The organism is Geobacillus sp. FSL W8-1251 (genome assembly GCF_038005945.1).
GTDB classification, from domain to species: Bacteria; Bacillota; Bacilli; order Bacillales; family Anoxybacillaceae; genus Geobacillus; species Geobacillus stearothermophilus.
The window spans coordinates 2,613,135-2,635,198 of sequence record NZ_JBBOUF010000001.1 but is presented as its reverse complement, the minus strand read 5'-3'; the positions used below and the strand labels follow the sequence as shown (position 1 = coordinate 2,635,198).

Sequence of the window (22,064 nt, the reverse complement as noted above, 5' to 3'; positions counted from 1 at the left end):
CAAATGCGGAACAGACCTCGACAAAAGAAAAAAAAAAGATTACAATGAAAAAGAATGAGCTCGCTTGTACATACTGTTTCACAAGGGGGTAAAACGGATGGGTACAGTCATTATTTTTGCGCTCGTGACGTTGCTCGCCCTTTACGGCATGCTCCGCACGCTGCGCGAGAAAAATGTGCTCGGATTTTTATTTGGGCTTGGCACAGCGGCGGTTTTCGGCTGGTTTACAGTGATGACGATTTTGCACCACGGCATTCCGACAGGCACACACTGAAAACGCAAGAGGCGGACGGAGCCTCTTGCGTTTTTTCACACCTTTCAGAGCATTGCGATGCAATTGGCAGCCCATGCGGCATTTCTCCGCAAACGCCGCCTTCAAGCCATTTCGAGCGCAGCCAAAAACAAACCGAGGCTGTCGCGGTATATTTGCGCAAATTGCGAGAGCGGTAGCGGGTTGACCCCTTCTCCGAGTTCGACCGTATAGCCTCTGCGCCGCCATGTCTGAATGAACCAGTCGCGGTAGCCGGCGTGGCTGTCAATATAGCGAATCGCTTGGTATCCGCTCGCTTCGGCCATCGCCTTGACGGCCGCCTCCGCTTCTGGCGGCTCCAATCCTTCGTACCCCCAATAAATCTCCTTTCCTTGTGTATGAAACGCAACAACCATTGCAAAATCCCCTTCTTCAGCCAGCGCTGCCATCGCTTTCGCCTCCGGCTCGGTGAGCGGGGCGAAGCCGGGAAAATCACGCGGCGCCGGTCCCTTTGGCGGTTTGCGTGCCTGTTCAATTTCCCAGCGGGCCGGAAACTGGTTGTTTAAGTCGATGCCACGAATGTTCGCTTTCCACTGGGAAAAATCAGCGGCCCCACCGTTAATGCGGATGGCTTCACTCCGGTGCGGCTCCTTCTCGGGAGGACCGTTCAACACAAGATTGACGCCATCGGGATTGACCATCGGCACGACGGAAAGAGTCGTTTTATGGTAATACTCGAGAACCCGGCGGCCGGCCAACATGTCGTCATTGACAAGCGCCCGCACATAGTCGTCGATGAGCGCCATTAATACTGCCGTTGTAATCCATTCGTTGGCATGGAACGATCCGTTCATATGGACGCGCACCGGGCCGCGGCCGATTTGCAGCTCAACAAGCGGCAAACCGAGCACGCTGTATCCGATCGTCCGCTGGCGCACAAACGGGTAATGGCGGACGATCGCGTCAATATCCTCCGTCAAAGCGGCAAAATCGTACGGCCGGACGCTGCGAACGACAGGAGCGGCGATCCGCATAGGCAGCGGCGCTGTTCCGTCAATGACCGCCATCGCCCCCGGCATCCGCCGCAACGCCTCGATCGGCAGCGATAGACTGCGGGAGAGTGTTTCCCATGACTCGATGACGCCATATCCCGGAATAGCGACTGTCTGTCCGGGACGCAGCCTTCCTTTGTCGACATGTGGATTGGCGTCTACAATCAACTCCGTCGGCACTGAAAACCATTGCCCGTATTTTTCAAGCGTATCGCCAGGCCATGCTTGGACGCGCATGCGCCATCTCCCCTTCCCTTTCTTCTACCTTCAACATATGCGGCAGGCGCCAAAAAATGAAAACAACGGCTTGCTCCAGCAAGGGAGCAAGCCGTTTCGGTTTAGGCGCCGATGAGCGATTTCGCCAACCAGGCGCCGCCGATGACTCCGGCGTCATTGCCGAGCGTTGCCAGCACGATCTCCGCTCCGGCGGCGACACGCGGAAAAGCATAGCGGCGGAAATGGGCGGCGACATGCTCAACGAGCAGTGCCCCCGCCTTCGAGACACCGCCGCCGATCACAATTTTCTCCGGATTGGTCACATTAGCCGCATTCGCCAACGCCAAACCGAGATAGCGCGTCACCTCCTCAACAACCTCAAGCGCGAGCGCATCCCCCGTTTTGGCGGCGTCAAACACAGCTTTGGCGGTGACATCGCCGCCGCGGAGCGCGCTCGGACGCTCGCTGGCAGCCAGCTTTTCGCCGGCAATCCGCACAATGCCGGTCGCCGACGCAATCGTTTCCAAACAGCCCGTTTTGCCGCAGTTGCACGGCGCGCCGCCGTCTGCAACCATCGTCATATGGCCGATTTCTCCACCGGCGCCGTTCGTCCCGCGCACGATGGCCCCGTTGGCGATTACGCCGCCGCCAACGCCGGTGCCGAGCGTCACAAACAGCAAATGGCGCGCCCCTCCCCCGGCCCCTTTCCACATTTCGCCGAGGGCGGCGATATTCGCGTCATTGTCGACGGCCACCGGCAGCCCTGTCTCTTCTTCGAGCTGTCGTTTTAAGGGGTAGTGTTTCCATCCTAGATTGACCGCTTCATACAGCATTCCTGTTTCTTCCTGAACCGGCCCGGGGGCGCCGATTCCGATGGCGAGCAGCTGTTCTTTCGTTCCGCCAAGCCGGGCGAGCGTTTCATCCAACGACCGGGCGATATGGGCGACGATCCGTTCGCCGCGGTTGGACGTGTCTGTTGGAATTTCCCATTTGTGTACAATAATTCCGTCTTCTGTAATAAACGCCATCTTCGTCGTCGTGCCGCCAAGATCGATGCCTACCAACCATTGTTCCATCGCCATTCCCTCATCCTTTTCTCATTCGTTTTTCCCGCTCGATTTGCGCTTCCTGCCGCAAAACAAATAACGCAGCCTGCAATTGTTTGACATCGATGAGCTGAGACTCGTACAGCTCTTTCACTTCCTCCTCCATCAGCTCCAAATCGGCGATCCGGTCGCCGACATAAATGATCGTGCCAAACTGTTTGAGCAGCTGTTGCACATCGTATACTGTCTTCATCGTCATCGATTCTCCTTTTCTCCCTTTTTAGTGTATCGGCAAATATCCGCAGCCGTCAAGACAAAAAACGCAGGCGCTAAAAATCAGCACCTGCGTCAGCGGTCAGGGTCGCGCGGGTGAAGAATCGCCGGTCGCCGGTTTTTCAGCGGCATCGGCGAGCGGATGAGCACATCGCGCATCGCCCGATAAGAAAACGGAATAAACGGCCATAAATACGGGATGCCAAACGACGACATCCGGGCCAAGGAGATGATCCAAACGGTAAGGCCGAGCACATAGCCGTACAGGCCGAACAGGCCCGACAAAATGAGCAAAGCAATGCGGACGAGCCGGTTCGCCAAGCTCATCTCATAGCTTGGCGTCGCAAACGTGCCGATGGCGGCAACCGAGAAATATAAAATCACTTCGTTGGAAAAGAGGCCGACCTCCACGGCAATGCCGCCGATCATAAGCGCCGCCACCAAACCGAGCGCTGTCGCCAGCGAGGACGGCGTATGAATGGCGGCCATTCGCAGCATATCCATGCCGATTTCGATCATCAAAATTTGAGCAAAAAGCGGAATATCGCCTAATTTCGCCTTTCCTAAAAACTGCAGCGGCCCCGGCAGCAGTTCCGGCTCCGTCATCAATAAATACCAAAGCGGCAACAAAAACACCGACGCCCAGACAGCCAAAAAGCGAACGAGCCGCAAATACGCCCCGACGATCGGCTTGTTCCGGTATTCTTCGGCATGCTGCAAATGATGCCAAAACGTTGCCGGGGTGATAATGACGCTTGGCGACCCGTCAACGATGACGAGCACATGCCCTTCGTACAAATGGGCGGCCGCCGTATCAGGACGCTCCGTATAACGAATGACCGGGTACGGGTTCCAATGCCGCCCGGAAATAAACTCTTCAACCGTCTTTTCCGCCATCACGAGCCCGTCCGTATCGATGGCGGAAATCGACTGCCGGACGCGGCGGACAAGTTCCGGGTTGGCAATTTCTTCAATATAGCAAATGCAAATGTCCGTTTTCGAGCGGCGCGCCACCTGTACATACTCCATCCGCAGCGACGGGTCGCGGACGCGGCGGCGAATGAGAGCCGTATTAAAGATGATCGTTTCCACAAACCCGTCGCGCGCCCCGCGCACTACCCGCTCAGTGTCCGGCTCCTGCGGGCCGCGCACTGGATAGGTGCGGGCGTCAATTAAAAGGATGCGATCCACGCCATCAACGACGAGTGCCGTCGGTCCGGAAAGCACGGCGGCGACCGCCTCCTCGAGATCGTTCGTTTGCCCGATTTCTACATAAGGAAGATGCCTTTTTAACAGTTTTTCGAGCGGATCAGCGTCCAGTTCGCCCTCGTCTAGATGGGACAAATTTCTCATTAAATAATGCAAAATATCGTCTTTCACAAACCCGTCAATCATAAACAATGCCATCGCCCGGCCGCCATACTCGACGTCGAGGCGGATGACATCAAAGCTTTTGCCGACCCCAAGCCGCTCGGCTAAGTAAGCCGCATTGTCTTGGAGACGGCATGAAGCTGGCCGTTTCGGCACACGTTTGTCCATCGCCATCCCCCTGCATCTCGTGTTACTGTATACTCCCCATCATAGACAACCAGCAGGAAATTCATACATAAATGTCCCTTTCTATGCATATATTGGTAGAAACTTGTCCGCTCAGGGAGGATGCCATGAGACGATGGTTGTTGGCCGCCGTAGGAGCAGCGTTTTTTCTCGCCGCTATAGCTGCGCTGTTTTCGTGGTGGGAGCGTCAGCGCACCGAGGAAACGATTAAATTTTTCCCGCTTGACCGCGAGACGGTGTTTACCGAAGCGAAAACCACTCTTGCGATTGCAACAAACAAAGAGCGCGGGCGCTATTCGCTGCGTTGGTCCACTGTCTCCACGCTGAACCGCCGCGCCTATTTGCGGCAAGACGTTTCATTGCTGTTTGCTGACGGCCGATTGGTTGATGTATTGTCCCGATGGGAGACGAACACCGGAACGATCGCCATGGAAAAAACAGCAATTATGCATGACAGCCGTTTTTTCCAAGCCATTTCGTTCCATCATGGTGAACTGCACAAGGGCGAAACGATCACAAGCAGCCAAACGATGTCAAGCGCGTATTTGTATGTCATCGACTCGCCATACCATCCGCTCGCATCATTCCGCCGGCCGAAAACGGACGCCGAGCGCGAATGGCAGCGCGTCTTGAACAAGGCAACGAACGAATTTCTCCGCCATAAGGCGGACGAGCTGCTTTCCCATTTTTCGCTATCGAAAGAAGACTACTACGCCCTTTATTTGCCGGAGCTTGTCGCTTATACGGAACAACCGCTGCCCGGCTTGTCGATGACAAAAACACAGACGATCATCGGCCGCCTATGGGAGGGGATCTATAAGTCGTACGTTCTCGGCATAAAAAAAGAGGATGGCTCCATCCTCTCGCCGATCGGCAGCACGGTGCCGCTTATTTTGATCCGGAAAGATTACGGTCAAATCCTTGTTTTGCTTGAAGCGAAAAATGGAGACAAAGTCATGCTCATCCAAGTTCCTTAGCGGAAACCAAGCCATAAGCCGGACGCTGCCAATAACAACGCGGCGGCCAATGCGCCGGCCTGCCGTCCCGAAGCGGTCTGCTTCGGCAAATGGACAGCACCCGCTGCCAGAAAGCCGCCGACAAGCCCGCCGATATGGCCGGCGTTGTCAATGCCGGGAACAAGCAGGCCAAACAGCAGGTTGACGACGATTAAGCTGATTACGTTCATGCCCATCGTCCGAAAAAATAGATGCCGGTAAACCGTCCCAAAATAAAGAAGTGCCCCAAACAATCCGAAAATGGCGCCGGACGCCCCGGCCGAAATCGATGGAGTGAACAAAAAGCTCGACAGCGTTCCGAAAAAACCAGCCGTTGCATAAATGATCAAAAAGCGAAGCGAACCGTACAACCGCTCTGTCGTCGTCCCTAAATAATACAGCGCAAACGTGTTCGTCAACAAATGCAAAAACCCGATATGCAAAAACATCGGCGTCAAAAATCGCCACCATTCCCCCGCCTCAATGAGCGGATTGAATTTGGCGCCATACCGGATCAAGACGTTGGGGTCCGTGCTGCCGCCGCTCCACTCGAGAACAAAAAACATAGCGACTTGCACGATCATCAGCAGCCAAGTGAACACCGGCCTGCCGTATTCAAAAATGCGCCGCTCTTCCTCCCGTTGGCGGCGCCATTCCGTCAGCACTTGATGTTTGAAACGCTCGGCGGCGGCGAACGGGTCTTCCTCTTCCGCAGATGGAGCCGGGCGGAGCGTCGCCCCGGTCATCTCCTCGAGCCGCGGCAGCATGTCATTGATGTTGCCGCTATGAATGAGAAGCGTATGAAACGCGCCATCGCCCGTCCCTAAAAGCGGCAGCGGTTCGTCAATGAGAAACTCCCAGTCATCAACCGGCGGATACGCCATGATGTATACGTTGACAACCCGGCCTCCTCTGCCGATTGCCCGTCCGTCCATCCGCCGAATGAATTGCCACGTATATTCCATATCAAGACGCAGCGACCGACTCCAGTCGAAATCGGCGCGGACGAGGCGGATGAGTGTCGGCCGCCGCCAGCGGGCCGATTCGAGCCATACTTCATCCCCGCGTTCGGCCATCCGCGCGATGCGGTAACCGCCGCGAAGCAAAAGATGAACAAGCTGCCAAAACAATACATCCATCGTTCCAACCATGTTCTCCTCTCCCTTTCTCCAGCAGGCCGAACCCGGCGGACAGCAAAGCTCCGGCTGTCTGGATGATCCAGCGCAAGCCAGAGGGAGGCTGTGCCGTTCCCGCCCCAGGCGCGCTTTTTCCACCCGCCCGCTTTGAAATCGACGATAAGGGTGGCCAGCTTCCCGTTCGCGGCATCATAAAACGGCCAGCCGGCCACCGCCTCTCTAGCGCAACATTTGCGACACAACCGCGTTGCGCACCGCCGGAATGTTGAGCGCAAAGCGAACAAGCTGCTTTCGCAACGGCGGAATGCGCAACGCCCAGTCAGCCATTCGGTAACGATAACGATAGGTGAGCCATCCGGCTGCGACCGCCAACAGCGAGTACGACCATTTGTTCATTGGTGTTCCCCCTTCATCAATATGACATGCTCGTTATTCTTTTTCCCTTTTTCCCCTTAATTATGAAGCAGACGGCCTAACGCCCCAGCACAAGGGCGGCGGCAAGCACCGCACCGGCAGCCGACAAGACGTTGACGGCATCGTTGTCAAGCCAGCGCCATCCTTTCACCTGAACGGTCATCCGACCGCAATGCTGTTTTCGCTCGGTGGCGATCCCGCATACCGGACAGCGGTAAACGGTCTGCCAGGCGGCGCCAAGCCATGTATCCAGCCAGCTGCCAAACCAGCCGAACAGTGCAAGGGGGAGCCACGGTGCAGCGGGAAGGAGCAACGCGCCGCTGGCGGCGATGAACAGCGCCCCAGCAAGGGAAGCGGCCGTGCCAAGGAGCGTCACCGCTCCGGAAGTGCCGGCCTCGACCGGCTGAAAACTCGGCCATGTCCGCGGCGGACGCCGGCTCAAGGCACCGATTTCCGACGCCCATGTATCGGCGTTCGCCGCCGCGACCGCGACGACGAACAGCTCGTTCCAAACCGGGTCAGGGAGCAGCGCCGCCAGCAGTCCGAGCGCAGCCGGCACTCCACCGTTGGCCAGCACTTGGACCGCATCACGCCGCCCCCCTTTTGCCACCTTTTCGGCGAGTTTCTCCTTTTTCCGCCTTCCGATATGGCTGAAAAAGCTGGAGCTGGCAAAAAATAATCCCAGCAACCATAGCCCGCTCCATGAAAAACCATACCCAACCAAGGCGCCGACAACAACGGTCGCCGCCGCTCCCGAGACGGACAGCAAGCGCAGTAGCCACCCGCCGCCGGCTGCGATGGCGGATGCAGCAATATACGCCCATTCACCGCTCACAGCGAATGACCCCTTTATCGGTAATAATGAACTCTACCGGCACGTCATGTTCTTCTGCTGGGATGTCGTCCACCACTTGAAACGAATAGGCAAGCGCCGCCGTCACTGCCGCCGCCCCCGGCAAGTACCGGTCATAATACCCGCCGCCGTAGCCGATCCGAAAGCCATTTTTGGCAAAACACACTCCTGGAACAATAATGAGATCAAACTCCTCGCGATCCATCGCCGTCGTTTGTTCCTCGATCGGCTCAAGCAGCCCGGCATACGCCTCTTCAAGCTGGGCAAACGACACGATCCGCCGAAACGTCATCGTTTTCGCCGCTGGGTCGCATTTTGGCACGCCGACTTTTTTTCCTTCCCTCCAAGCTTGTTCAATGATCGGCGCCGTATCCACTTCCGTCTCCCGCGCCACCGTGATGGCGATCGCCCGGGTTTGTTTCCACGGCGTCCATTGATATAAATAACCGGCAATTTGCCGGTCGCAAACTCGTTTTTCAGGCGCCGGAAGCTGCCGAAGCCGGCTGAGCATATGACGGCGCAGTTCCCGTTTGCGGTCCATCGTCGCTCCCCTTTCTGCCCGAAAGATAAAAAAGCAGCAGGAATGGCGTTCCTACTGCTTACTTCGTTTCGCGGTGCAACGTAACTTTGCGGTCCCGCGGGCAATATTTTTTCAGTTCAAGACGTTCCGGGTTGTTGCGTTTATTTTTGGACGTAATATAGTTGCGTTCGCCGCATTCTGTGCATGCCAGTGTAATGTTCACACGCATCCTTTTTCCCTCCAAACGTGCTTTATATAATCAGACCTTTCTATGATAGCATTTTTCTGCGACGATTTCCACCTCTAAATTTTATTTCCCTCCATTTTATCTTTTTCCACAAGACCGGCCACAAATAGAATGCGATATGATATAGTGAAAAGAGGAGGGATTCATGATGGTAGAATACACGATCATCGCCTTGGCGGCCTTATCGATTCTTTTGCTTGTCCTTTCCTTTTTCGCCAAAGACGAATGGAAGCCGCTTGAAGAACAAATTGACCAGCTGGCTGTCTCGTTGGCGCAAGAAACGTATCAAATGAAAAAACGGCTGCAAGTCATCGAGGAGGAACTGCTCATCCCTGAGCGCCGGCGCCCGCCCCGCCGCGGTCCTTTTTCCGACACCGAGCGGCGCATCTTCTTTTTGCATAAACAAGGATTTCCGCTCGAAGAGATTGCGCAAGAGACCGGTTTGACGGTTGCCGAGGTCGAGCGGATCGTGAGGAGATTGCTGCGATGAAGAAACGGACGATGCGCGCCTTTGCTCTCGGCCTGCTTGTTGCCACGTCATTCATCGGCGTCTCGTATTATCATTCCGCCCCCGATGCGCCGACGGAAGCGGAAGTGCAAGCGTTTCTCGAACAACGCGGGCTTGTTGCCATTGCGAAAAGCGAATACGATCAACTTCGCCGCGGCCGGCAAACGTCGGCTGAACAGCCGGCTGCGCAACCGGCGAAAACAGTATACATATACCGCCTTGTCATCCAAAAAGGCGACACTCCGGAAACGTTCGCCAAAGAGCTTGAGGATGCCGGCATTATTCAAAGCGCTCGCACGTTTCGCGAGTATTTGCAACAGCACGGGCTGACGCGCTCGATCCGCCCCGGCGCCTATAACGTGCGAAGCGATATGGATTATGCGGCGATCAGCCGCTTGATTGCTAAACCATAACGGAAAGAAGGAGGCAAATGATGAAAAGACTGCCTCCTTCTTTGTATTTGCATCAATCATTCAAATCATAATGCTTCCCTTTGACGAGATAAAGGAGATGCTCGGCGATATTGGTCGCATGATCCGCCGTCCGTTCAATATACCGGGCGACGAGAGCCAGCACGTTCATTTGCGCCAGCGCCTCTTTATCTGTTTTCTCCATCTCAAGCAGCGCTCTCATCATCTCCCCGTACCGCTCGTCAACCTGACGATCCATATCGGCAATTTGTGCAGCCAGCGATGCATCTTCCCGATCGTACGCCGTCATAGCCGCCGATACCATGTCTGCCGCCAATTGGTGCATCGACACTAGCGAGCGGATGTCGATGACGAACGGCTCGCCGCCGATGCGGATGCACGCCTTGGCGACATTAACGGCCAAATCGGCGATCCGCTCGATATCGCCCGCGATTTTGATCGCGGCGATGATGCGGCGCAAGTCGGTCGCGACCGGCTGCTGTTTCGCAATGAGCCACAACGCAAAGTCGTTCACTTCTTCTTCGAGCTTGTCAATCGAGCCGTCTCCATCAATGACGGCCATCGCCAAATGTTTGTTTTGTGTTTGAAACGCGTCAATCGCCTGTTGCAATGCCACTTCTGTTAACCGCCCCATCTCAACCAGCTTGTTGTGCAGCGCTCGCAAGTCATCAGCAAACGTTTCACGCATTTCAGGCTTTCCTCCCTTGTTTTTTATCCGAAACGACCGGTAATGTAGTCTTCTGTACGCTGGTCGGCCGGATTGGAAAACAGCTTGTTCGTCTCTGCGTATTCAATCACTTCTCCGTTCAAGAAAAACGCTGTTTTGTCCGAAATGCGGGCCGCTTGCTGCATGTTATGGGTCACAATAATGATGCTGTATTGTTTTTTCAATTCTTGAATAAGTTCCTCGATTTTCAACGTGGAAATCGGATCGAGCGCAGACGTCGGTTCATCCATTAAAATAACGTCCGGCTCAATCGCCAAACAGCGGGCGATGCACAATCGCTGCTGCTGTCCGCCTGATAACCCGTAGGCATGATCGTGCAGCCGATCTTTTACCTCATCCCAAAGCGCCGCCCCTCGCAAACTTTTTTCGACAATTTCGTCGAGCACTTTTTTATTGCGGATGCCATGAATGCGAGGACCGTACGCAATATTGTCGTAAATCGATTTCGGGAACGGGTTCGGCTTTTGAAACACCATGCCGACTTGTGTCCGCAATTGTTCAACCGGATAGGAAGGGTCAAAAATGTTGCGCCCGCGGTAGACGAGCTGGCCGGCAATGCGGACGTTCGGCACGAGCTCGACCATTCGGTTCAACGTTTTAATATAGGTCGATTTTCCACATCCTGACGGCCCGATAATTGCCGTCACCTCATTTTCATAAATTGTTAAATGAATGTGCTTCAGCGCATGATGTTCACCATACCATAAGTTTAAATCTGTTGTCTCGTACACAACGCCTTTTGTTGCAACATCTTCGACCGCCGGCGTTGCCGCAGACGATTCGACCAACGGTGAGAGTTTTGTTTTCTTTGTGTTTGTTGCCATCATCTGATTGGTCTCCTTTCGCTCTTCCCCGAAATTTTTGCGTTAAAACCGCTTTTGAAACTTGTTGCGAATCAATACCGCGACCGAATTCATCAAAATTAAAAAGACGAGCAGGACGATAATCCCGGCAGCCGCTACATGCTGAAACTCCTCTTGCGGCCGCCCTGTCCAGTTGTAAATTTGCAACGGCATAGCGGTAAACGTATCAAGTACGCTGCCCGGCAGGTAGGCGATAAACGTCGGGATGCCGAGCACCACAAGCGGAGCTGTCTCCCCAATAGCGCGGGAAAATGCCAAAATGGCCCCCGTCAGCATTCCCGGCAGCGCCGCCGGCAACACCACCCGACAAATCGTTTGCCATTTCGTCGCCCCCATGGCATACGACGCTTCCCGCAGCTGCTGAGGAACCGCACGAATCGCTTCTTGGGCCGCGACGACGATCACTGGAAGAATGAGCAAGCTCATCGTCAACCCGGCCGCCAAGACACTGCGCCCAAGCCCAAGCTCACGGACAAAAACCGTAAGCCCCAGCAGGCCAAACACGATCGACGGCACGCCGGCCAGATTGGAAATATTCGTTTGAATCAACGCGGTGAAACGGTTTTTGCGCGCGTATTCTTCCAAATAAATGGCCGTCCCAACCCCCAAAATAAACGAAACCGGTGCGACAATCATCATCAGCCAAAGGGAGCCAACCAGTCCGGATTTAATCCCAGCTTCCTCCGGACGGCGCGAAGGAAAGCTGTTTAAGAAATCACCATCGAGCCAGCCGATCGCCTGCATGATGACACGGGATAATAATAATGCGAGAACAATGAGTCCAAAAATCGTAGCAGCAAAAAAAATGGCTTGCAAGACGGCGTTTTGCACCAGCCTTCCTTTCATTCGTCTCCAAACGAGCGGTTTGTCCAATTTGTTTTCCATGTGTTCAATACTCCTCCCTCAATCGGCGGGAAATGTATTGCGCCAATATATTCATCAGCAGCGTGAAAATAAAGAGCGTCATCCCGACAGCGTAAATGCTGTAATAAATCGTCGTCCCATAGCCGGCGTCGCCGGTTGTCACCTGGACGATGTAAGCGGTCAATGTTTGAATCGATTTCGTAACATCAAACGTAAACTCCGGCGATGATCCGCCAGCCACCGCGACGATCATCGTTTCACCGACCGCCCGGGAAATGCCTAAAATAAATGAGGCAATCACTCCGGAAGCGGCGGCAGGAAGCACGACCTTAAGCGCTACTTCAAACTTTGTCGCGCCAAGGGCCAAGGCGCCTTCGCGAATGGAGTTTGGCACTGCGCTCATCGCGTCTTCTGACAGCGAGGCGATCATCGGAATGATCATAATCCCCATGACGAGCCCCGGGCTGAGCGCATTAAAAATCTCTAGATCCGGGATGACCTTTTGCAATAACGGCGTCACGATCGTCAACGCAAAAAACCCGTACACGATCGTCGGAATGCCGGCAAGCACTTCGAGCGCCGGCTTGATGATTCGGCGCGTCCGCTCCGACGCATACTCGCTCAAGTAAATGGCCGAAGCGAGCCCAATCGGAACAGCCAAAAGCATAGCGATACCGGTCGTCAGCAGCGTGCCGGTCACAAGCGGAGCGACTCCGAACGATCCGTGTTCCTCATTCCACGGAAGCCACTCTTTGCTTGTGACAAACTCAACAATCGATACACGGCGGAAAAATTCGATCGTCTCAAAAAGAAGGGTAAACAAAATGCCGAGCATTACGAGCACGGAGAGTGCCGCCAATGTAAAAAGGAACTTCGGCGCGAGCTTTTCCATCCTTTTCGTCCAATGTTGCCGCGCTTGGTTTTCAACGATCATCTCCCGAACCGAGAACTGCTGTTCTTTCTTCGTTGGAACCCCCATAAAACGAAAACTCCTTTCCGACTTATTCCAACCGCAGTCACAAGTCTAGGCCGACAGACACCCCTTGTCGCCTGCCTAACGAAACCTATTTCAATCCTTCCAATGTTTCAAGCTGTTCTTTATACTTTTCCTCCGGCAGGCGGACGTAACCGACCTCTTCCGCCAAGTCCCCGGCTGTTTCCAGCAAAAATTCCATATAGTCATACACTTGCGGCTTTTCTTTCAACGATTTGACGTTCACATACGTAAACAGCGGCCGCGAAAGCGGGGTGTATTTCCCGGTTTCAATCGTCTCGTTTGTCGGCTCGACTGGCCCGTTGCCGCCATCGATCGGAACCACTTTCAGCTTATCTTTATTTTCCAAGTAATACGCATAACCGAAGTAGCCGATCGCATATTGATCCCCTTCAACCCCACGAACGAGGATATTGTCGTCTTCCGAAAGTTGAGCCGTTTTGACCAGTTCTTTTCCTTCCAGAATCACTTCATCAAAGTAGTCATATGTCCCAGAATCATGACCAGGCGAGAAAAACTTGATTTCCTCATCCGGCCAGCCCGGACGGATATCCGACCATTTTTTCACCGTGCCGTCTTCCGTCCACATTTTTTTCAACTCATCCACCGTCAAGTAATCAACCCAATCGTTTTCTTTATTGACCACAACAGAAAGACCGTCATAGGCAAGCTGAAACTCTTGGAACTCGATGCCGTTGTCGGCAGCTGCCTGTTTTTCTTCCTCTTTGATTGGACGAGAGGCGTTCGAAAAATCGGTTTCCCCTTTCGTGAACTTCTCAAATCCCCCTCCCGTTCCAGAAGCACCGACGGAAACTTTGACGTTTGGCTGTTCCATCATATATTCTTCAGCAGCTGCTTCCGCAATTGGATATACCGTCGAGGAACCGTCCATGATCACTTCACCGGACAGCTCTTTCGTTGCGGATCCACTGTCCGCCTCGTTTTCCTGCGCTCCATTTCCTCCTCCACAGGCGGCAGCAATCATCATTGTTCCGCCAAGCAAACTCGACAACATCAGCCGTTTCCATTTGCTCATCGCTTTTCCCCCTGACTGTTTTCTTTTACATGTCCTAGTTTTTCCTTACATGCCCTATCATAAATGGACGCTGTTAATAAGGTTTAAACAGAATGTTAAGATTGTGTAAACTCCAGATATCCAATATCCATTATTTTTCATCAATAGCTTCTCTTTCCGCTAAAAAATAAAAAGAGCTGATCCGACAAAAGGAGCTCTCCCTATCGAATCAGCTTCAGCATCAAGATTGTTCTGTTGTTTCGGTGCCGTCGGCTGGCGGTTGAACAGGCTCTCCAGCCATTCGTTTCGCCTTCAATTCAAAATAGGCGTCCAAAATGCGGCGGCCGATCCGGTCATTAATCCCGTCGCTCTCCCCTTGCGTCGCCCACGGGACGACAACGGCGAACGACACTTCTGGATCGTTGTACGGCGCATAGCCAACAAGCGTCAAGTTGTACGTTGGATCATTCCGTCGGCTTTGGATCGGTCCATCGTAAAACGCCTCTGCCGTCCCCGTTTTGCCGGCCGGCTTGTACGAAGCACTCGCAAAGTACGAATACGCCGTTCCGCCCGGCTCTTGCATCACACGGCGGAATCCTTCTTGCACCCGTTCAATGTACTCGGTTTTCATATCGACGCGGTTTAAGACAACCGGTTCAAACCGTTTGATGACGCGGCTAGGTTCTTTTCCAATGGACGGCTCACGAATTTCTTTGACAAGCTGTGGCTTCATCCGATAGCCGCCGTTGGCGATCGTCGAGACGTATTGCGCCAGCTGCATCGGCGTATACATATCGTACTGGCCGATGGCTAAGTCGAGCAAAAATCCGCCGCGCGTGCTTTGTCCTTGGAAGCCGCTAAGTTCGTTCGGCAAATCGATGCCCGTTTTCACGCCAAGGCCAAATTGGCTGAAATAGTGGCGAATCGTCGCAAATGCCTCTGGATTGATGCGAAGCGGCGCATGCGGACGGTACACACCGCCCCCGATGGCGATCGCTGTTTTAAACATGTAAACGTTCGATGACTGCTTGAGCGCTGTCAGTTCGTTGATCGTCCCCATCGTCTTCCATGATTTTTTCACCGGGGTTCCTTTAATATACAGCGGCTCATCCTTGATATACGTATTCGGATGAAGCACCCCGGTTTGAAAGCCGGTGAGAACGGTCGCCCCTTTCACCGCCGATCCCATCGCATAGGCGGACGTGATGTTGCCGATGGCAAAGTCGACAAATTTGCCGTCTTGAAGAAGCTTGCCGGCCATCGCCAACACTTCGCCCGTCTTCGGGTTCATCATGACGACAAACGCCCGGTCCAAGAGCGGCGATCGGCCTTTGCGCTTCGTCGCCAGAATCTCTTGTTGAATGATTTGCTCAACCTTTTGCTGGAGCTCGGCATCAATGGTTAACACGAGGTCTTTGCCGCGCTCGCCTGGATACACTTGCTCAACCGAGATGACATTGCCCGATTTGTCAACAACGTTTTTCACTTTTGCCTTTTTGCCGTGCAGCACTTCTTCATACTGCATCTCCAAATAGCTTTTGCCGACGCGGTCATTGCGGCTGTAGTCGCGGGCTAAAAAGTAATCGAGCCGTTCGCGCGGGACGCCTTCGTCTTCTTCCGTCACACTGCCGAGCACAGAGCGGAATGTATTGTCATACACGTATTTCCGGTCCCAGTCAACGGTCGTATTGACGCCAGGCAGCTCGCTTAAGTGTTCGCTGACGACCGCATATTCGCGGTCGGTCACCCCTTTGCTTTTGACCGTCTGCGGCGTCAAGGCGTAGCCGCTCTCCATCTCATGTTTAATGGCGATCACTTCAAGCTCCGACTTCGAAATTTGCGCCAAATCTTGCTTGGTGATGCGGTCAAGCGTCCATTCATACACCTTTTTGTCGATCTCTTTTTGTGTCAGCCCTTGGTCAGCGAGCTTTTTCCGTTCTTGTTCGCTCACTTTCTTTTTGGCTTCTTCCGGATGGGTCAAAATCCAATAATCTTTCATGTCTCGCTCCGTCACTTTTTCCTCTGCATCCGGAATGTCGATGTATTGGGCGAGTTTCCTTGCTACGTCCAATATTTCTTCCGGCTGAGTCGTTTTGGAGCGCGTGTACGTAATCGCCTTTTGCGGTGTGTTGTCGACGATCACGCGGCCGAATCGATCGTAAATTTTGCCGCGCGGCACCGGCGTGCTGACGATTTCATCCTGCGTCCGCTCCACTTCGCGCCGATAATCTTCACCGTAGACGATTTGTACGACGCCAAGGCGCAAAATCAGCGCCGAAAACAACAAGAAGACAAAGAAAAACAAAATGTTCAACCGAATCGGCACTTGTGCCCGTTTCTTCCGTTTCATCCCCCGGCCCTCCTTTCCCCCCTATTGTAAAAGAAAAAGAAGGGGTTGGCTAGGGAAAAACATGGGCGACTTTTATGCTGTCGGGCCGCCCCGTTCATTGGCCAGCTTCGGCCGAAGCAAAAGCCGACCTTGCCGCTCCCGCTCCGGATGGCCATCAGTCAAGCGGATGCGGCGGACGAACCAATAAATGATCAAATGCCCGGCGCCGCATACAAACATCAGCACACGAATGCCCGTCTGCTCGTTAAAGAGCTCCACCGCCGCCAAAAAAGCAAGAATCGACGCCACCCGTCCGGCGTTTAAAAACAGCTCGCGGACGACGATATATTCGACGCGCGCTTCCGCTGATTTCCAGCTTTTCCCGATCACGTCAAACGTCAACGATGAGTACGGAACAAGCAAAATCGGATAAGCGATGGCAATCGTGACGGCATAAAGAAGAAGGCGCGGGTACGAAGGATGAAAGACGATGAGAAAAATGGCTGCATACAGCAAAAGACCGCCCAACAAAATGGCTTTCATCCGGTATTCCCGCTTCATCAACCGGGAGACGACGTAATAAGCGATAAACGATGTGAAGGAATTGACCAATCCGTACTTGCCAAGCGCCCATTCGCTATGGGAGCTGACGTAGACAAGCACGGAAATGACAAAAACGAACGAGCCTTCACGCAGTCCTTGAAAAAAATGGGCGTTCGTAATGAGCCGCCAGTTCCGGTTTTCATTCCGTTCCTTTAAAATGCGGAAAAATAAATATTTCCCCGCGGCCGCGCGGCGCTTCAAGAAAAAGCTGAGCAGCACAGCGACAAGAAACAAGCCGAGCGACAGCGAGAAAACGAACGTATACCCTTTCGCTCCATGAAGCGATGAGATGATATAACCGGCGGCAATCGGCCCGATCATGCCGGCTGATGAGGTCAACACCCCGAAAAAACCGTTAAAAAAGTCGCGCGTCTCCGGTTCGGTAATTTCAAATGTCAGCACGTTAAAAGCGAGCCAGTAAAAACCGTAGCCGACGCCGAGCAGCGCGCCGAGAACGAGCAAATATTGATGGGCGCGGGAGCCGACCAGCAAAACCGTGACAAAAAAAACGGCTAAACATGACACGCCAAGCCGCAAAACGAGAATGCGGTCGATCTGTTTCGCCAGACGGCCGGCAACGATAAACGTCAGCGGCTGCATCGTGACGACCGCCAAGTTGTACAATGCCAAATCGCGAAAATCGCCGGTCTGTTTCCACAAATAAATGTTGACAAACGTGTTCGACAGGGAAACACCGAGCGCGTAAAACCCGCCGATGCAAAGCAAAAGCAACAGGTCGCGGTTCACTTGTTCTTGGCCGGTTAGTTTTTGGAAAAATGCCATTGCAAACTCCCCTTTTCATCTATCGGGTAGTGTGGCCATTTCTGCCGCCTCTATGCACCCGGCGCAACGAAAACCGCTCCCTTTGCCTGCCCCCTTCGTCGAAAAAAAAAGGCGGAGCGTTTTGTTTCGCCCCGCTTTGTTCATTATTTTGCTTTCGCTTCGCTGTACCGTTTCGCCACTTCGTCCCAGTTGACGACGTTCCAGAAGGCGGCAATGTATTCCGGACGGCGGTTTTGGTATTTCAAGTAGTACGCATGCTCCCAAACGTCCAAGCCGAGAATCGGCGTTTTGCCTTCCATAATCGGCGAATCTTGGTTCGGCGTGCTTGTGATTTCCAGCTCGCCGTTGTTCACGACAAGCCATGCCCAACCGGAACCGAAACGGCCGGCCGCTGCTTTCGAAAACTCGTCTTTGAACGCGGTGAAGCTGCCGAATTTTTTGTTGATGGCGTCAGCCAGCTCACCCGTCGGCTCGCCGCCGCCATTTGGCGACAAAATCGTCCAGAAAAGCGAGTGGTTCGCATGGCCGCCGCCGTTGTTGCGCACCGCCGTGCGAATGCTTTCCGGAAGGGCTTCCAAATTGCTGAGCAGTTCTTCGAGCGATTTGTTTTGCAAATCCGGATGTCCTTCAAGCGCCGCATTCAAATTTGTAACGTATGTGTTATGGTGCTTCGTGTGGTGAATGTTCATCGTTTCTTTGTCGATGTGCGGCTCCAGAGCATCATACGGATACGGCAATGCTGGCAATTCAAATGGCATACCGATCTCCTCCTTTTTGATTTATGTACACGAACGCCAAAGCGTTCGCTTGAGATTAGCTTACCAAAGTTGGAACAATGTTTCAATCGATTTGCTTGTCCTTGCTTTTTGTTTACATATTTTCAACACACCGTTGACCGTTTCTTCATAATGACAAGCTACAGTATATGGCTGCCATTCGTTCCGAAGCCGATGCACTAAATGAACGGGTGTTGCAATGGCGCGCCTTGCTTGAAACCTTTCATTTGCCTTCTGACTAAAGCGGGAAGATGCCCGCTTTTTCTTTGTCTCAAGTTGAATTCTTCCTCTTTCCCGGCTACAATGGAAAAGGAGATAAAGAAAGGTGTGTCTGCGATGAACGTATTCGTCCAGCTGTGGAAAAGCTTATATTCTCCGAAAGACATCGCCCGCTTTCGATTTCAGGGAATTGGGAAAACGATCGGTTATTTGTTTTTGCTGACTTTGCTGTCCACTCTTCCGACGTTTTACTATGTCTCCTCGTCGCTCACTGAAGGCATCCGCACAACGAGCGCCTTATTGAATAACGAGTTGCCGTCGTTTTCGATTGAAAACGGCGAACTTCACTCGGAGGCGGCCACGCCGATTCATATTGATCAAGGCGGATTTACGATCATTTTTGACAGCACCGGCAAAGTGACGAGTGAGAACGTCGAGCAGTTTCCGAACGCCATCGCGCTCTTGAAGCATGAAGCCGTGCTCGTCGCCGGCTATCAGGCGCAGCACTACAGCTATGCCACGTTTCCAGACGTAACCATCACTGATGAGGACGTGCGCGTGTTTATTGCCAGCTTGCAGTCGCTTCTCCCGGTGCTCATTCCGCTTTTTGGGCTCGTGTTATACGTGCTCGCCTGCGCCGGGAAATTCATCAGCGTGTGCATCTTTGCCTTTTTCGGCCTGATTCTTGCCGGCGTGCTCGACAAAACGCTGCGCTACCGCCATACATGGGTGATGTCGGCTTACGCCATTACGCTGTCGACCGTCTTTTTCACCGTGATGGAAACGGTGCAAGCGGTCGTGCCCTACGGCGCGTTGATCCATTGGTTCGTTTCGCTTGTCGTTCTCTTTTTGGCAGTCAAGGAAGTGCCATCAGCCAAACGGGAAATATAAAAAAGCTGCCTGTCGATGCAGGACAGCTTTTTTTGTGCTTACGCTGCTTTGCTTCTTTCTCCTCGTCCTCGACGCGCGCGCCGCCCCCCCGGAGTCTGCCAGCGGCTGAAGCGCTGTAGATCCCACTAGTGCAATGGTGCCGGAGTAGGTTTCTTCTTTCTTTGCCGCTCCTTCATTGCCGCCCGCGTTGTTCTTTTCAGTCTGCCCGCAGCCGGCCAAAACGCCGGTCATCAACAAGGCGGCCAATCCCAATTTGACTCGTTTGCTCCACATTCAGAAATCCTCCCGTTTTGTTTTCGTACTTTCAACGTACAAGACCATTGTAGCGAGACATCGTTAGGCCCTTATAAAGCAGTTGTTGAGTTTCTGTAAAGACAAAAAACAGGAATATTTTCAAAAAGCCGTCAAGCGAGCCTTGAAGGCAAAGAAGAACGGTGATGCCGTTTTTCAAATTGGAGACATTCTTTTGTTGAAGTGTTTTCCTCATGAACTCAACGACCTTGCTAAGGAAGACATATTTTCGCTGGACAAGCATACATATGAAATAGATATACGCATGCGGAGGAAGCGTCATGAAAAAATTCATTTTTCTCCTGCTTCTCTTTCTTTCCAGTTATATCGTTTACCGCGACCTTGTCATCGGAACGCTTCACCCTTCATCTGAAACAGCGGCAGCAGTTGTCCAGTCGAAACAGGCGGCCATCCCGTACCGGACAGTGACCATTCGCCCTGGCGATACGTTGTTGTCCATCATCGAGAAAGAACTCAACGGTCCATTGCCCGTTCCGCTCGAGCAGCTGATCCGTGATTTTGAACGGTTAAATCCAGGCGAACATGCGCAAACATTAAAAATCGGGAAAACTTATAAAGTACCGATCTATCGCTAGCCGGCGAATCGCTTGTCAAACGGCGGATGGCACTGTTACAATAATGCAGAAAGCGACTTGAATGTTAAAGGAGCGAATTCCCGTGGGTGAAATCATCCATCGTTCAAAGACTCGGCCGGTCCGCGTCGGTCCGCTGACGATCGGTGGCAGCAACGAAGTCATCATTCAAAGCATGACGACGACGAAAACGCACGATGTCGAGGCGACGGTGGCGCAAATCCGCCGGCTTGAGGAGGCGGGCTGTCAAGTCGTCCGCGTCGCCTGCCCGGACGAACGGGCCGCCGCGGCGATACCGGAAATTAAAAAGCGAATCAACATCCCGCTTGTCGCCGACATCCACTTTGACTACAAACTGGCGTTGAAAGCGATCGAAGGCGGCGTTGATAAAATTCGCATCAATCCAGGCAACATCGGGCGCCGCGAAAAAGTCGAAGCGGTCGTGAAAGCGGCGAAAGAGCGCGGCGTGCCGATCCGCATCGGCGTCAACGCCGGATCGCTGGAAAAACGCATTTTAGAAAAATACGGATATCCAACAGCCGACGGCATGGTCGAGAGCGCCTTATACCATATCCGCATCTTGGAAGAACTCGATTTTCACGACATTATCGTTTCGTTGAAAGCGTCCGATGTGCGCCTCGCCATTGAAGCGTACGAAAAAGCGGCGCGCACGTTCGACTATCCGCTCCATGTTGGCATCACCGAGGCGGGAACGCTTTTTTCCGGCACGATCAAAAGCGCGGTTGGACTCGGCGCCATTTTAAGCAAAGGCATCGGCAATACGATCCGCGTTTCGTTAAGCGCCGACCCGGTTGAAGAAGTAAAAGTGGCGCGCGAAATTTTAAAAACGTTCGGGCTCGCCTCCAATGCGGCGACGCTCATTTCCTGCCCGACGTGCGGGCGGATTGAGATCGATTTGATCAGCATCGCCAATGAAATCGAGGACTATATCGCCAAAATTAAGGCGCCGATCAAAGTCGCCGTGCTCGGTTGCGCGGTCAACGGCCCGGGCGAAGCGCGCGAGGCGGATATCGGCATCGCCGGCGCCCGCGGCGAAGGCTTGTTGTTCCGCCACGGCAAAATTGTCCGCAAAGTACCGGAAGAACAAATGGTGGAAGAACTGAAAAAAGAAATCGACAAGCTGGCGGAAGAATATTTTGCAAAGCAAAAGGAAAACAAAGCCGCTCTGAAAGGTAGCGCCGCCCAATGAGCGGAATGTTCCTGCATAACGAGAAAGGGCGTCCCCGCCTTGGGGACACCCTCGCTTTTTTTACGTATAAAACGGCATAATAAACAGGCGGACGAGAATGGCGATGACGCCAATCCCGATGGCCCAAGCCCCAAGCGTTTCCGCGCCGCGCCGGCGCGCGATAAACCCGACAATAATGCCGGTCGCCCCTAACAAAATCGGCCAAATAAACAAGGCGATGATGGACAGGGCCAAAGCGAGCCAGCCGAGCCCGACGCCGTCCGCGCGTTCTTCATCCCGCTCGTCGCGGCGGCGAATCGGTTCAGCGACTTCCGCCGCTGTTTCTTCCATGAAAGTGCGTTCTGGTTCCTCTTTTTCGATCGATTGCACGTAACTTCCATTATACGTGCGCTCGCGGTCGTCTGCCAT

The 22,064-nt window shown here is 53.5% G+C and carries 26 protein-coding genes; 7 read left to right on the top strand and 19 right to left on the bottom strand.

The genetic code is table 11. The annotated features are described in order from the left end of the window. Nucleotides 1-97 precede the first annotated feature (97 nt). Complete coding sequence (locus NSS88_RS13855; protein WP_033010201.1) at nucleotides 98-274, top strand: DUF2759 domain-containing protein; 177 nt, start codon at nucleotides 98-100, stop codon at nucleotides 272-274. A 101-nt stretch (nucleotides 275-375) separates the two neighbouring features. Here the strand turns inward: NSS88_RS13855 and NSS88_RS13850 are convergent, their stop codons facing one another. The 4 genes from NSS88_RS13850 to NSS88_RS13835 all read right to left on the bottom strand — a co-directional run bounded on the left by NSS88_RS13850 (nucleotide 376) and on the right by NSS88_RS13835 (nucleotide 4,376). Then, the gene (locus tag NSS88_RS13850) at nucleotides 376-1,539 is read right to left on the bottom strand and encodes a M14 family metallopeptidase (protein ID WP_033014614.1); all 1,164 of its coding nucleotides are present in this window, start codon (nucleotides 1,537-1,539) and stop codon (nucleotides 376-378) included. Between the two features lie 101 nt (nucleotides 1,540-1,640). Then, nucleotides 1,641-2,594 (bottom strand): ROK family glucokinase, encoded by a 954-nt coding sequence (locus tag NSS88_RS13845; RefSeq protein ID WP_033014814.1) that lies wholly within the window; start codon nucleotides 2,592-2,594, stop codon nucleotides 1,641-1,643. A gap of 10 nt (nucleotides 2,595-2,604) precedes the next feature. Beyond that, a complete protein-coding gene (locus NSS88_RS13840) occupies nucleotides 2,605-2,817 on the bottom strand; it encodes a YqgQ family protein (RefSeq protein WP_033014816.1) in 213 nt (70 codons plus the stop codon). A 95-nt stretch (nucleotides 2,818-2,912) separates the two neighbouring features. Continuing rightward, entirely contained in the window at nucleotides 2,913-4,376 is a 1,464-nt protein-coding gene (locus NSS88_RS13835; RefSeq protein ID WP_055357996.1) for a spore germination protein, read from the bottom strand. A 125-nt stretch (nucleotides 4,377-4,501) separates the two neighbouring features. On the opposite strand from NSS88_RS13835, the gene NSS88_RS13830 reads away from it, so the two are divergent. Then, nucleotides 4,502-5,371, top strand: coding sequence for a hypothetical protein (locus NSS88_RS13830; protein WP_055357995.1), 870 nt, complete (start codon nucleotides 4,502-4,504; stop codon nucleotides 5,369-5,371). On the opposite strand, the gene NSS88_RS13825 is transcribed toward NSS88_RS13830, so the two are convergent. The 5 genes from NSS88_RS13825 to rpmG form a co-directional block, all read right to left on the bottom strand. Next, nucleotides 5,368-6,540 (bottom strand): rhomboid family intramembrane serine protease, encoded by a 1,173-nt coding sequence (locus NSS88_RS13825; protein ID WP_341085089.1) that lies wholly within the window; start codon nucleotides 6,538-6,540, stop codon nucleotides 5,368-5,370. The two genes, NSS88_RS13830 and NSS88_RS13825, sit on opposite strands and share 4 nt — an antisense overlap. Nucleotides 6,541-6,744: 204 nt before the next feature. Continuing rightward, a complete protein-coding gene (locus NSS88_RS13820; protein WP_162839640.1) occupies nucleotides 6,745-6,921 on the bottom strand; it encodes a hypothetical protein in 177 nt (58 codons plus the stop codon). A 76-nt stretch (nucleotides 6,922-6,997) separates the two neighbouring features. After that, nucleotides 6,998-7,774: a DUF92 domain-containing protein gene (locus NSS88_RS13815; RefSeq protein WP_049625177.1), complete on the bottom strand. Its 777-nt coding sequence runs from the start codon at nucleotides 7,772-7,774 to the stop codon at nucleotides 6,998-7,000. Further along, the gene (locus tag NSS88_RS13810) at nucleotides 7,764-8,333 is read right to left on the bottom strand and encodes a 5-formyltetrahydrofolate cyclo-ligase (RefSeq protein WP_049625178.1); all 570 of its coding nucleotides are present in this window, start codon (nucleotides 8,331-8,333) and stop codon (nucleotides 7,764-7,766) included. The genes NSS88_RS13815 and NSS88_RS13810 overlap by 11 nt, the downstream gene beginning before the upstream one ends. A gap of 58 nt (nucleotides 8,334-8,391) precedes the next feature. After that, nucleotides 8,392-8,541 (bottom strand): 50S ribosomal protein L33, encoded by a 150-nt coding sequence (gene rpmG, locus NSS88_RS13805; protein ID WP_011231931.1) that lies wholly within the window; start codon nucleotides 8,539-8,541, stop codon nucleotides 8,392-8,394. A gap of 166 nt (nucleotides 8,542-8,707) precedes the next feature. On the opposite strand from rpmG, the gene NSS88_RS13800 reads away from it, so the two are divergent. Together NSS88_RS13800 and NSS88_RS13795 are read left to right on the top strand one after the other, a co-directional pair. Next, on the top strand, nucleotides 8,708-9,049 hold the full coding sequence (locus NSS88_RS13800; protein WP_033010212.1) for a hypothetical protein: 342 nt from the start codon (nucleotides 8,708-8,710) through the stop codon (nucleotides 9,047-9,049). Next, nucleotides 9,046-9,480, top strand: a complete 435-nt coding sequence (locus tag NSS88_RS13795) for an endolytic transglycosylase MltG (protein WP_033014624.1) — start codon at nucleotides 9,046-9,048, stop codon at nucleotides 9,478-9,480. The genes NSS88_RS13800 and NSS88_RS13795 overlap by 4 nt, the downstream gene beginning before the upstream one ends. Nucleotides 9,481-9,532: 52 nt before the next feature. Here NSS88_RS13795 and phoU read toward each other — a convergent pair whose 3' ends face one another. The 8 genes from phoU to sodA all read right to left on the bottom strand — a co-directional run bounded on the left by phoU (nucleotide 9,533) and on the right by sodA (nucleotide 18,434). Continuing rightward, complete coding sequence (gene phoU, locus NSS88_RS13790; protein WP_033014630.1) at nucleotides 9,533-10,186, bottom strand: phosphate signaling complex protein PhoU; 654 nt, start codon at nucleotides 10,184-10,186, stop codon at nucleotides 9,533-9,535. A 23-nt stretch (nucleotides 10,187-10,209) separates the two neighbouring features. Then, nucleotides 10,210-11,052, bottom strand: a complete 843-nt coding sequence (gene pstB / locus NSS88_RS13785; RefSeq protein WP_049625179.1) for a phosphate ABC transporter ATP-binding protein PstB — start codon at nucleotides 11,050-11,052, stop codon at nucleotides 10,210-10,212. Between the two features lie 39 nt (nucleotides 11,053-11,091). Continuing rightward, on the bottom strand, nucleotides 11,092-11,973 hold the full coding sequence (gene pstA, locus NSS88_RS13780) for a phosphate ABC transporter permease PstA (RefSeq protein WP_033014634.1): 882 nt from the start codon (nucleotides 11,971-11,973) through the stop codon (nucleotides 11,092-11,094). Nucleotides 11,974-11,977: 4 nt separating this feature from the next. Then, nucleotides 11,978-12,931: a phosphate ABC transporter permease subunit PstC gene (pstC, locus tag NSS88_RS13775; RefSeq protein WP_055357991.1), complete on the bottom strand. Its 954-nt coding sequence runs from the start codon at nucleotides 12,929-12,931 to the stop codon at nucleotides 11,978-11,980. A gap of 85 nt (nucleotides 12,932-13,016) precedes the next feature. Next, nucleotides 13,017-13,982, bottom strand: a complete 966-nt coding sequence (locus tag NSS88_RS13770; RefSeq protein ID WP_033010220.1) for a PstS family phosphate ABC transporter substrate-binding protein — start codon at nucleotides 13,980-13,982, stop codon at nucleotides 13,017-13,019. A gap of 220 nt (nucleotides 13,983-14,202) precedes the next feature. Further along, nucleotides 14,203-16,311 (bottom strand): peptidoglycan D,D-transpeptidase FtsI family protein, encoded by a 2,109-nt coding sequence (locus NSS88_RS13765; RefSeq protein ID WP_061580807.1) that lies wholly within the window; start codon nucleotides 16,309-16,311, stop codon nucleotides 14,203-14,205. 72 nt (nucleotides 16,312-16,383) lie between these two features. Next, a complete protein-coding gene (locus tag NSS88_RS13760) occupies nucleotides 16,384-17,676 on the bottom strand; it encodes an MFS transporter (RefSeq protein WP_033014640.1) in 1,293 nt (430 codons plus the stop codon). Between the two features lie 143 nt (nucleotides 17,677-17,819). Further along, entirely contained in the window at nucleotides 17,820-18,434 is a 615-nt protein-coding gene (sodA, locus tag NSS88_RS13755; protein WP_033010224.1) for a superoxide dismutase SodA, read from the bottom strand. 354 nt (nucleotides 18,435-18,788) lie between these two features. Between sodA and NSS88_RS13750 the strand changes: the two genes are divergently transcribed. Beyond that, nucleotides 18,789-19,562: a DUF1189 domain-containing protein gene (locus tag NSS88_RS13750; RefSeq protein ID WP_061580806.1), complete on the top strand. Its 774-nt coding sequence runs from the start codon at nucleotides 18,789-18,791 to the stop codon at nucleotides 19,560-19,562. Here the strand turns inward: NSS88_RS13750 and NSS88_RS13745 are convergent. Continuing rightward, nucleotides 19,542-19,835 (bottom strand): hypothetical protein, encoded by a 294-nt coding sequence (locus NSS88_RS13745; protein ID WP_033014642.1) that lies wholly within the window; start codon nucleotides 19,833-19,835, stop codon nucleotides 19,542-19,544. The two genes, NSS88_RS13750 and NSS88_RS13745, sit on opposite strands and share 21 nt — an antisense overlap. Nucleotides 19,836-20,134: 299 nt before the next feature. Between NSS88_RS13745 and NSS88_RS13740 the strand changes: the two genes are divergently transcribed. Next, nucleotides 20,135-20,449: a LysM peptidoglycan-binding domain-containing protein gene (locus NSS88_RS13740; protein ID WP_011231945.1), complete on the top strand. Its 315-nt coding sequence runs from the start codon at nucleotides 20,135-20,137 to the stop codon at nucleotides 20,447-20,449. Between the two features lie 82 nt (nucleotides 20,450-20,531). After that, a complete protein-coding gene (ispG, locus tag NSS88_RS13735) occupies nucleotides 20,532-21,656 on the top strand; it encodes a flavodoxin-dependent (E)-4-hydroxy-3-methylbut-2-enyl-diphosphate synthase (protein WP_033014644.1) in 1,125 nt (374 codons plus the stop codon). A 60-nt stretch (nucleotides 21,657-21,716) separates the two neighbouring features. Here ispG and NSS88_RS13730 read toward each other — a convergent pair whose 3' ends face one another. Continuing rightward, nucleotides 21,717-22,064, bottom strand: a complete 348-nt coding sequence (locus NSS88_RS13730) for a hypothetical protein (protein ID WP_061580805.1) — start codon at nucleotides 22,062-22,064, stop codon at nucleotides 21,717-21,719.

What these genes read in the sequence shown, in the direction of transcription:
- NSS88_RS13855 (WP_033010201.1), top strand. Translation starts at nt 98, where the DNA reads ATGGGTACAGTCATTATTTTTGCGCTCGTGACGTTGCTCGCCCTTTAC.
- NSS88_RS13850 (WP_033014614.1), bottom strand. Translation starts at nt 1,539, where the DNA reads ATGCGCGTCCAAGCATGGCCTGGCGATACGCTTGAAAAATACGGGCAA.
- NSS88_RS13845 (WP_033014814.1), bottom strand. Translation starts at nt 2,594, where the DNA reads ATGGAACAATGGTTGGTAGGCATCGATCTTGGCGGCACGACGACGAAG.
- NSS88_RS13840 (WP_033014816.1), bottom strand. Translation starts at nt 2,817, where the DNA reads ATGAAGACAGTATACGATGTGCAACAGCTGCTCAAACAGTTTGGCACG.
- NSS88_RS13835 (WP_055357996.1), bottom strand. Translation starts at nt 4,376, where the DNA reads ATGGACAAACGTGTGCCGAAACGGCCAGCTTCATGCCGTCTCCAAGAC.
- NSS88_RS13830 (WP_055357995.1), top strand. Translation starts at nt 4,502, where the DNA reads ATGAGACGATGGTTGTTGGCCGCCGTAGGAGCAGCGTTTTTTCTCGCC.
- NSS88_RS13825 (WP_341085089.1), bottom strand. Translation starts at nt 6,540, where the DNA reads ATGGTTGGAACGATGGATGTATTGTTTTGGCAGCTTGTTCATCTTTTG.
- NSS88_RS13820 (WP_162839640.1), bottom strand. Translation starts at nt 6,921, where the DNA reads ATGAACAAATGGTCGTACTCGCTGTTGGCGGTCGCAGCCGGATGGCTC.
- NSS88_RS13810 (WP_049625178.1), bottom strand. Translation starts at nt 8,333, where the DNA reads ATGGACCGCAAACGGGAACTGCGCCGTCATATGCTCAGCCGGCTTCGG.
- rpmG (WP_011231931.1), bottom strand. Translation starts at nt 8,541, where the DNA reads ATGCGTGTGAACATTACACTGGCATGCACAGAATGCGGCGAACGCAAC.
- NSS88_RS13800 (WP_033010212.1), top strand. Translation starts at nt 8,708, where the DNA reads ATGGTAGAATACACGATCATCGCCTTGGCGGCCTTATCGATTCTTTTG.
- NSS88_RS13795 (WP_033014624.1), top strand. Translation starts at nt 9,046, where the DNA reads ATGAAGAAACGGACGATGCGCGCCTTTGCTCTCGGCCTGCTTGTTGCC.
- phoU (WP_033014630.1), bottom strand. Translation starts at nt 10,186, where the DNA reads ATGCGTGAAACGTTTGCTGATGACTTGCGAGCGCTGCACAACAAGCTG.
- pstB (WP_049625179.1), bottom strand. Translation starts at nt 11,052, where the DNA reads ATGATGGCAACAAACACAAAGAAAACAAAACTCTCACCGTTGGTCGAA.
- pstA (WP_033014634.1), bottom strand. Translation starts at nt 11,973, where the DNA reads ATGGAAAACAAATTGGACAAACCGCTCGTTTGGAGACGAATGAAAGGA.
- pstC (WP_055357991.1), bottom strand. Translation starts at nt 12,931, where the DNA reads ATGGGGGTTCCAACGAAGAAAGAACAGCAGTTCTCGGTTCGGGAGATG.
- NSS88_RS13770 (WP_033010220.1), bottom strand. Translation starts at nt 13,982, where the DNA reads ATGAGCAAATGGAAACGGCTGATGTTGTCGAGTTTGCTTGGCGGAACA.
- NSS88_RS13765 (WP_061580807.1), bottom strand. Translation starts at nt 16,311, where the DNA reads ATGAAACGGAAGAAACGGGCACAAGTGCCGATTCGGTTGAACATTTTG.
- NSS88_RS13760 (WP_033014640.1), bottom strand. Translation starts at nt 17,676, where the DNA reads ATGGCATTTTTCCAAAAACTAACCGGCCAAGAACAAGTGAACCGCGAC.
- sodA (WP_033010224.1), bottom strand. Translation starts at nt 18,434, where the DNA reads ATGCCATTTGAATTGCCAGCATTGCCGTATCCGTATGATGCTCTGGAG.
- NSS88_RS13750 (WP_061580806.1), top strand. Translation starts at nt 18,789, where the DNA reads ATGAACGTATTCGTCCAGCTGTGGAAAAGCTTATATTCTCCGAAAGAC.
- NSS88_RS13745 (WP_033014642.1), bottom strand. Translation starts at nt 19,835, where the DNA reads ATGTGGAGCAAACGAGTCAAATTGGGATTGGCCGCCTTGTTGATGACC.
- NSS88_RS13740 (WP_011231945.1), top strand. Translation starts at nt 20,135, where the DNA reads ATGAAAAAATTCATTTTTCTCCTGCTTCTCTTTCTTTCCAGTTATATC.
- NSS88_RS13730 (WP_061580805.1), bottom strand. Translation starts at nt 22,064, where the DNA reads ATGGCAGACGACCGCGAGCGCACGTATAATGGAAGTTACGTGCAATCG.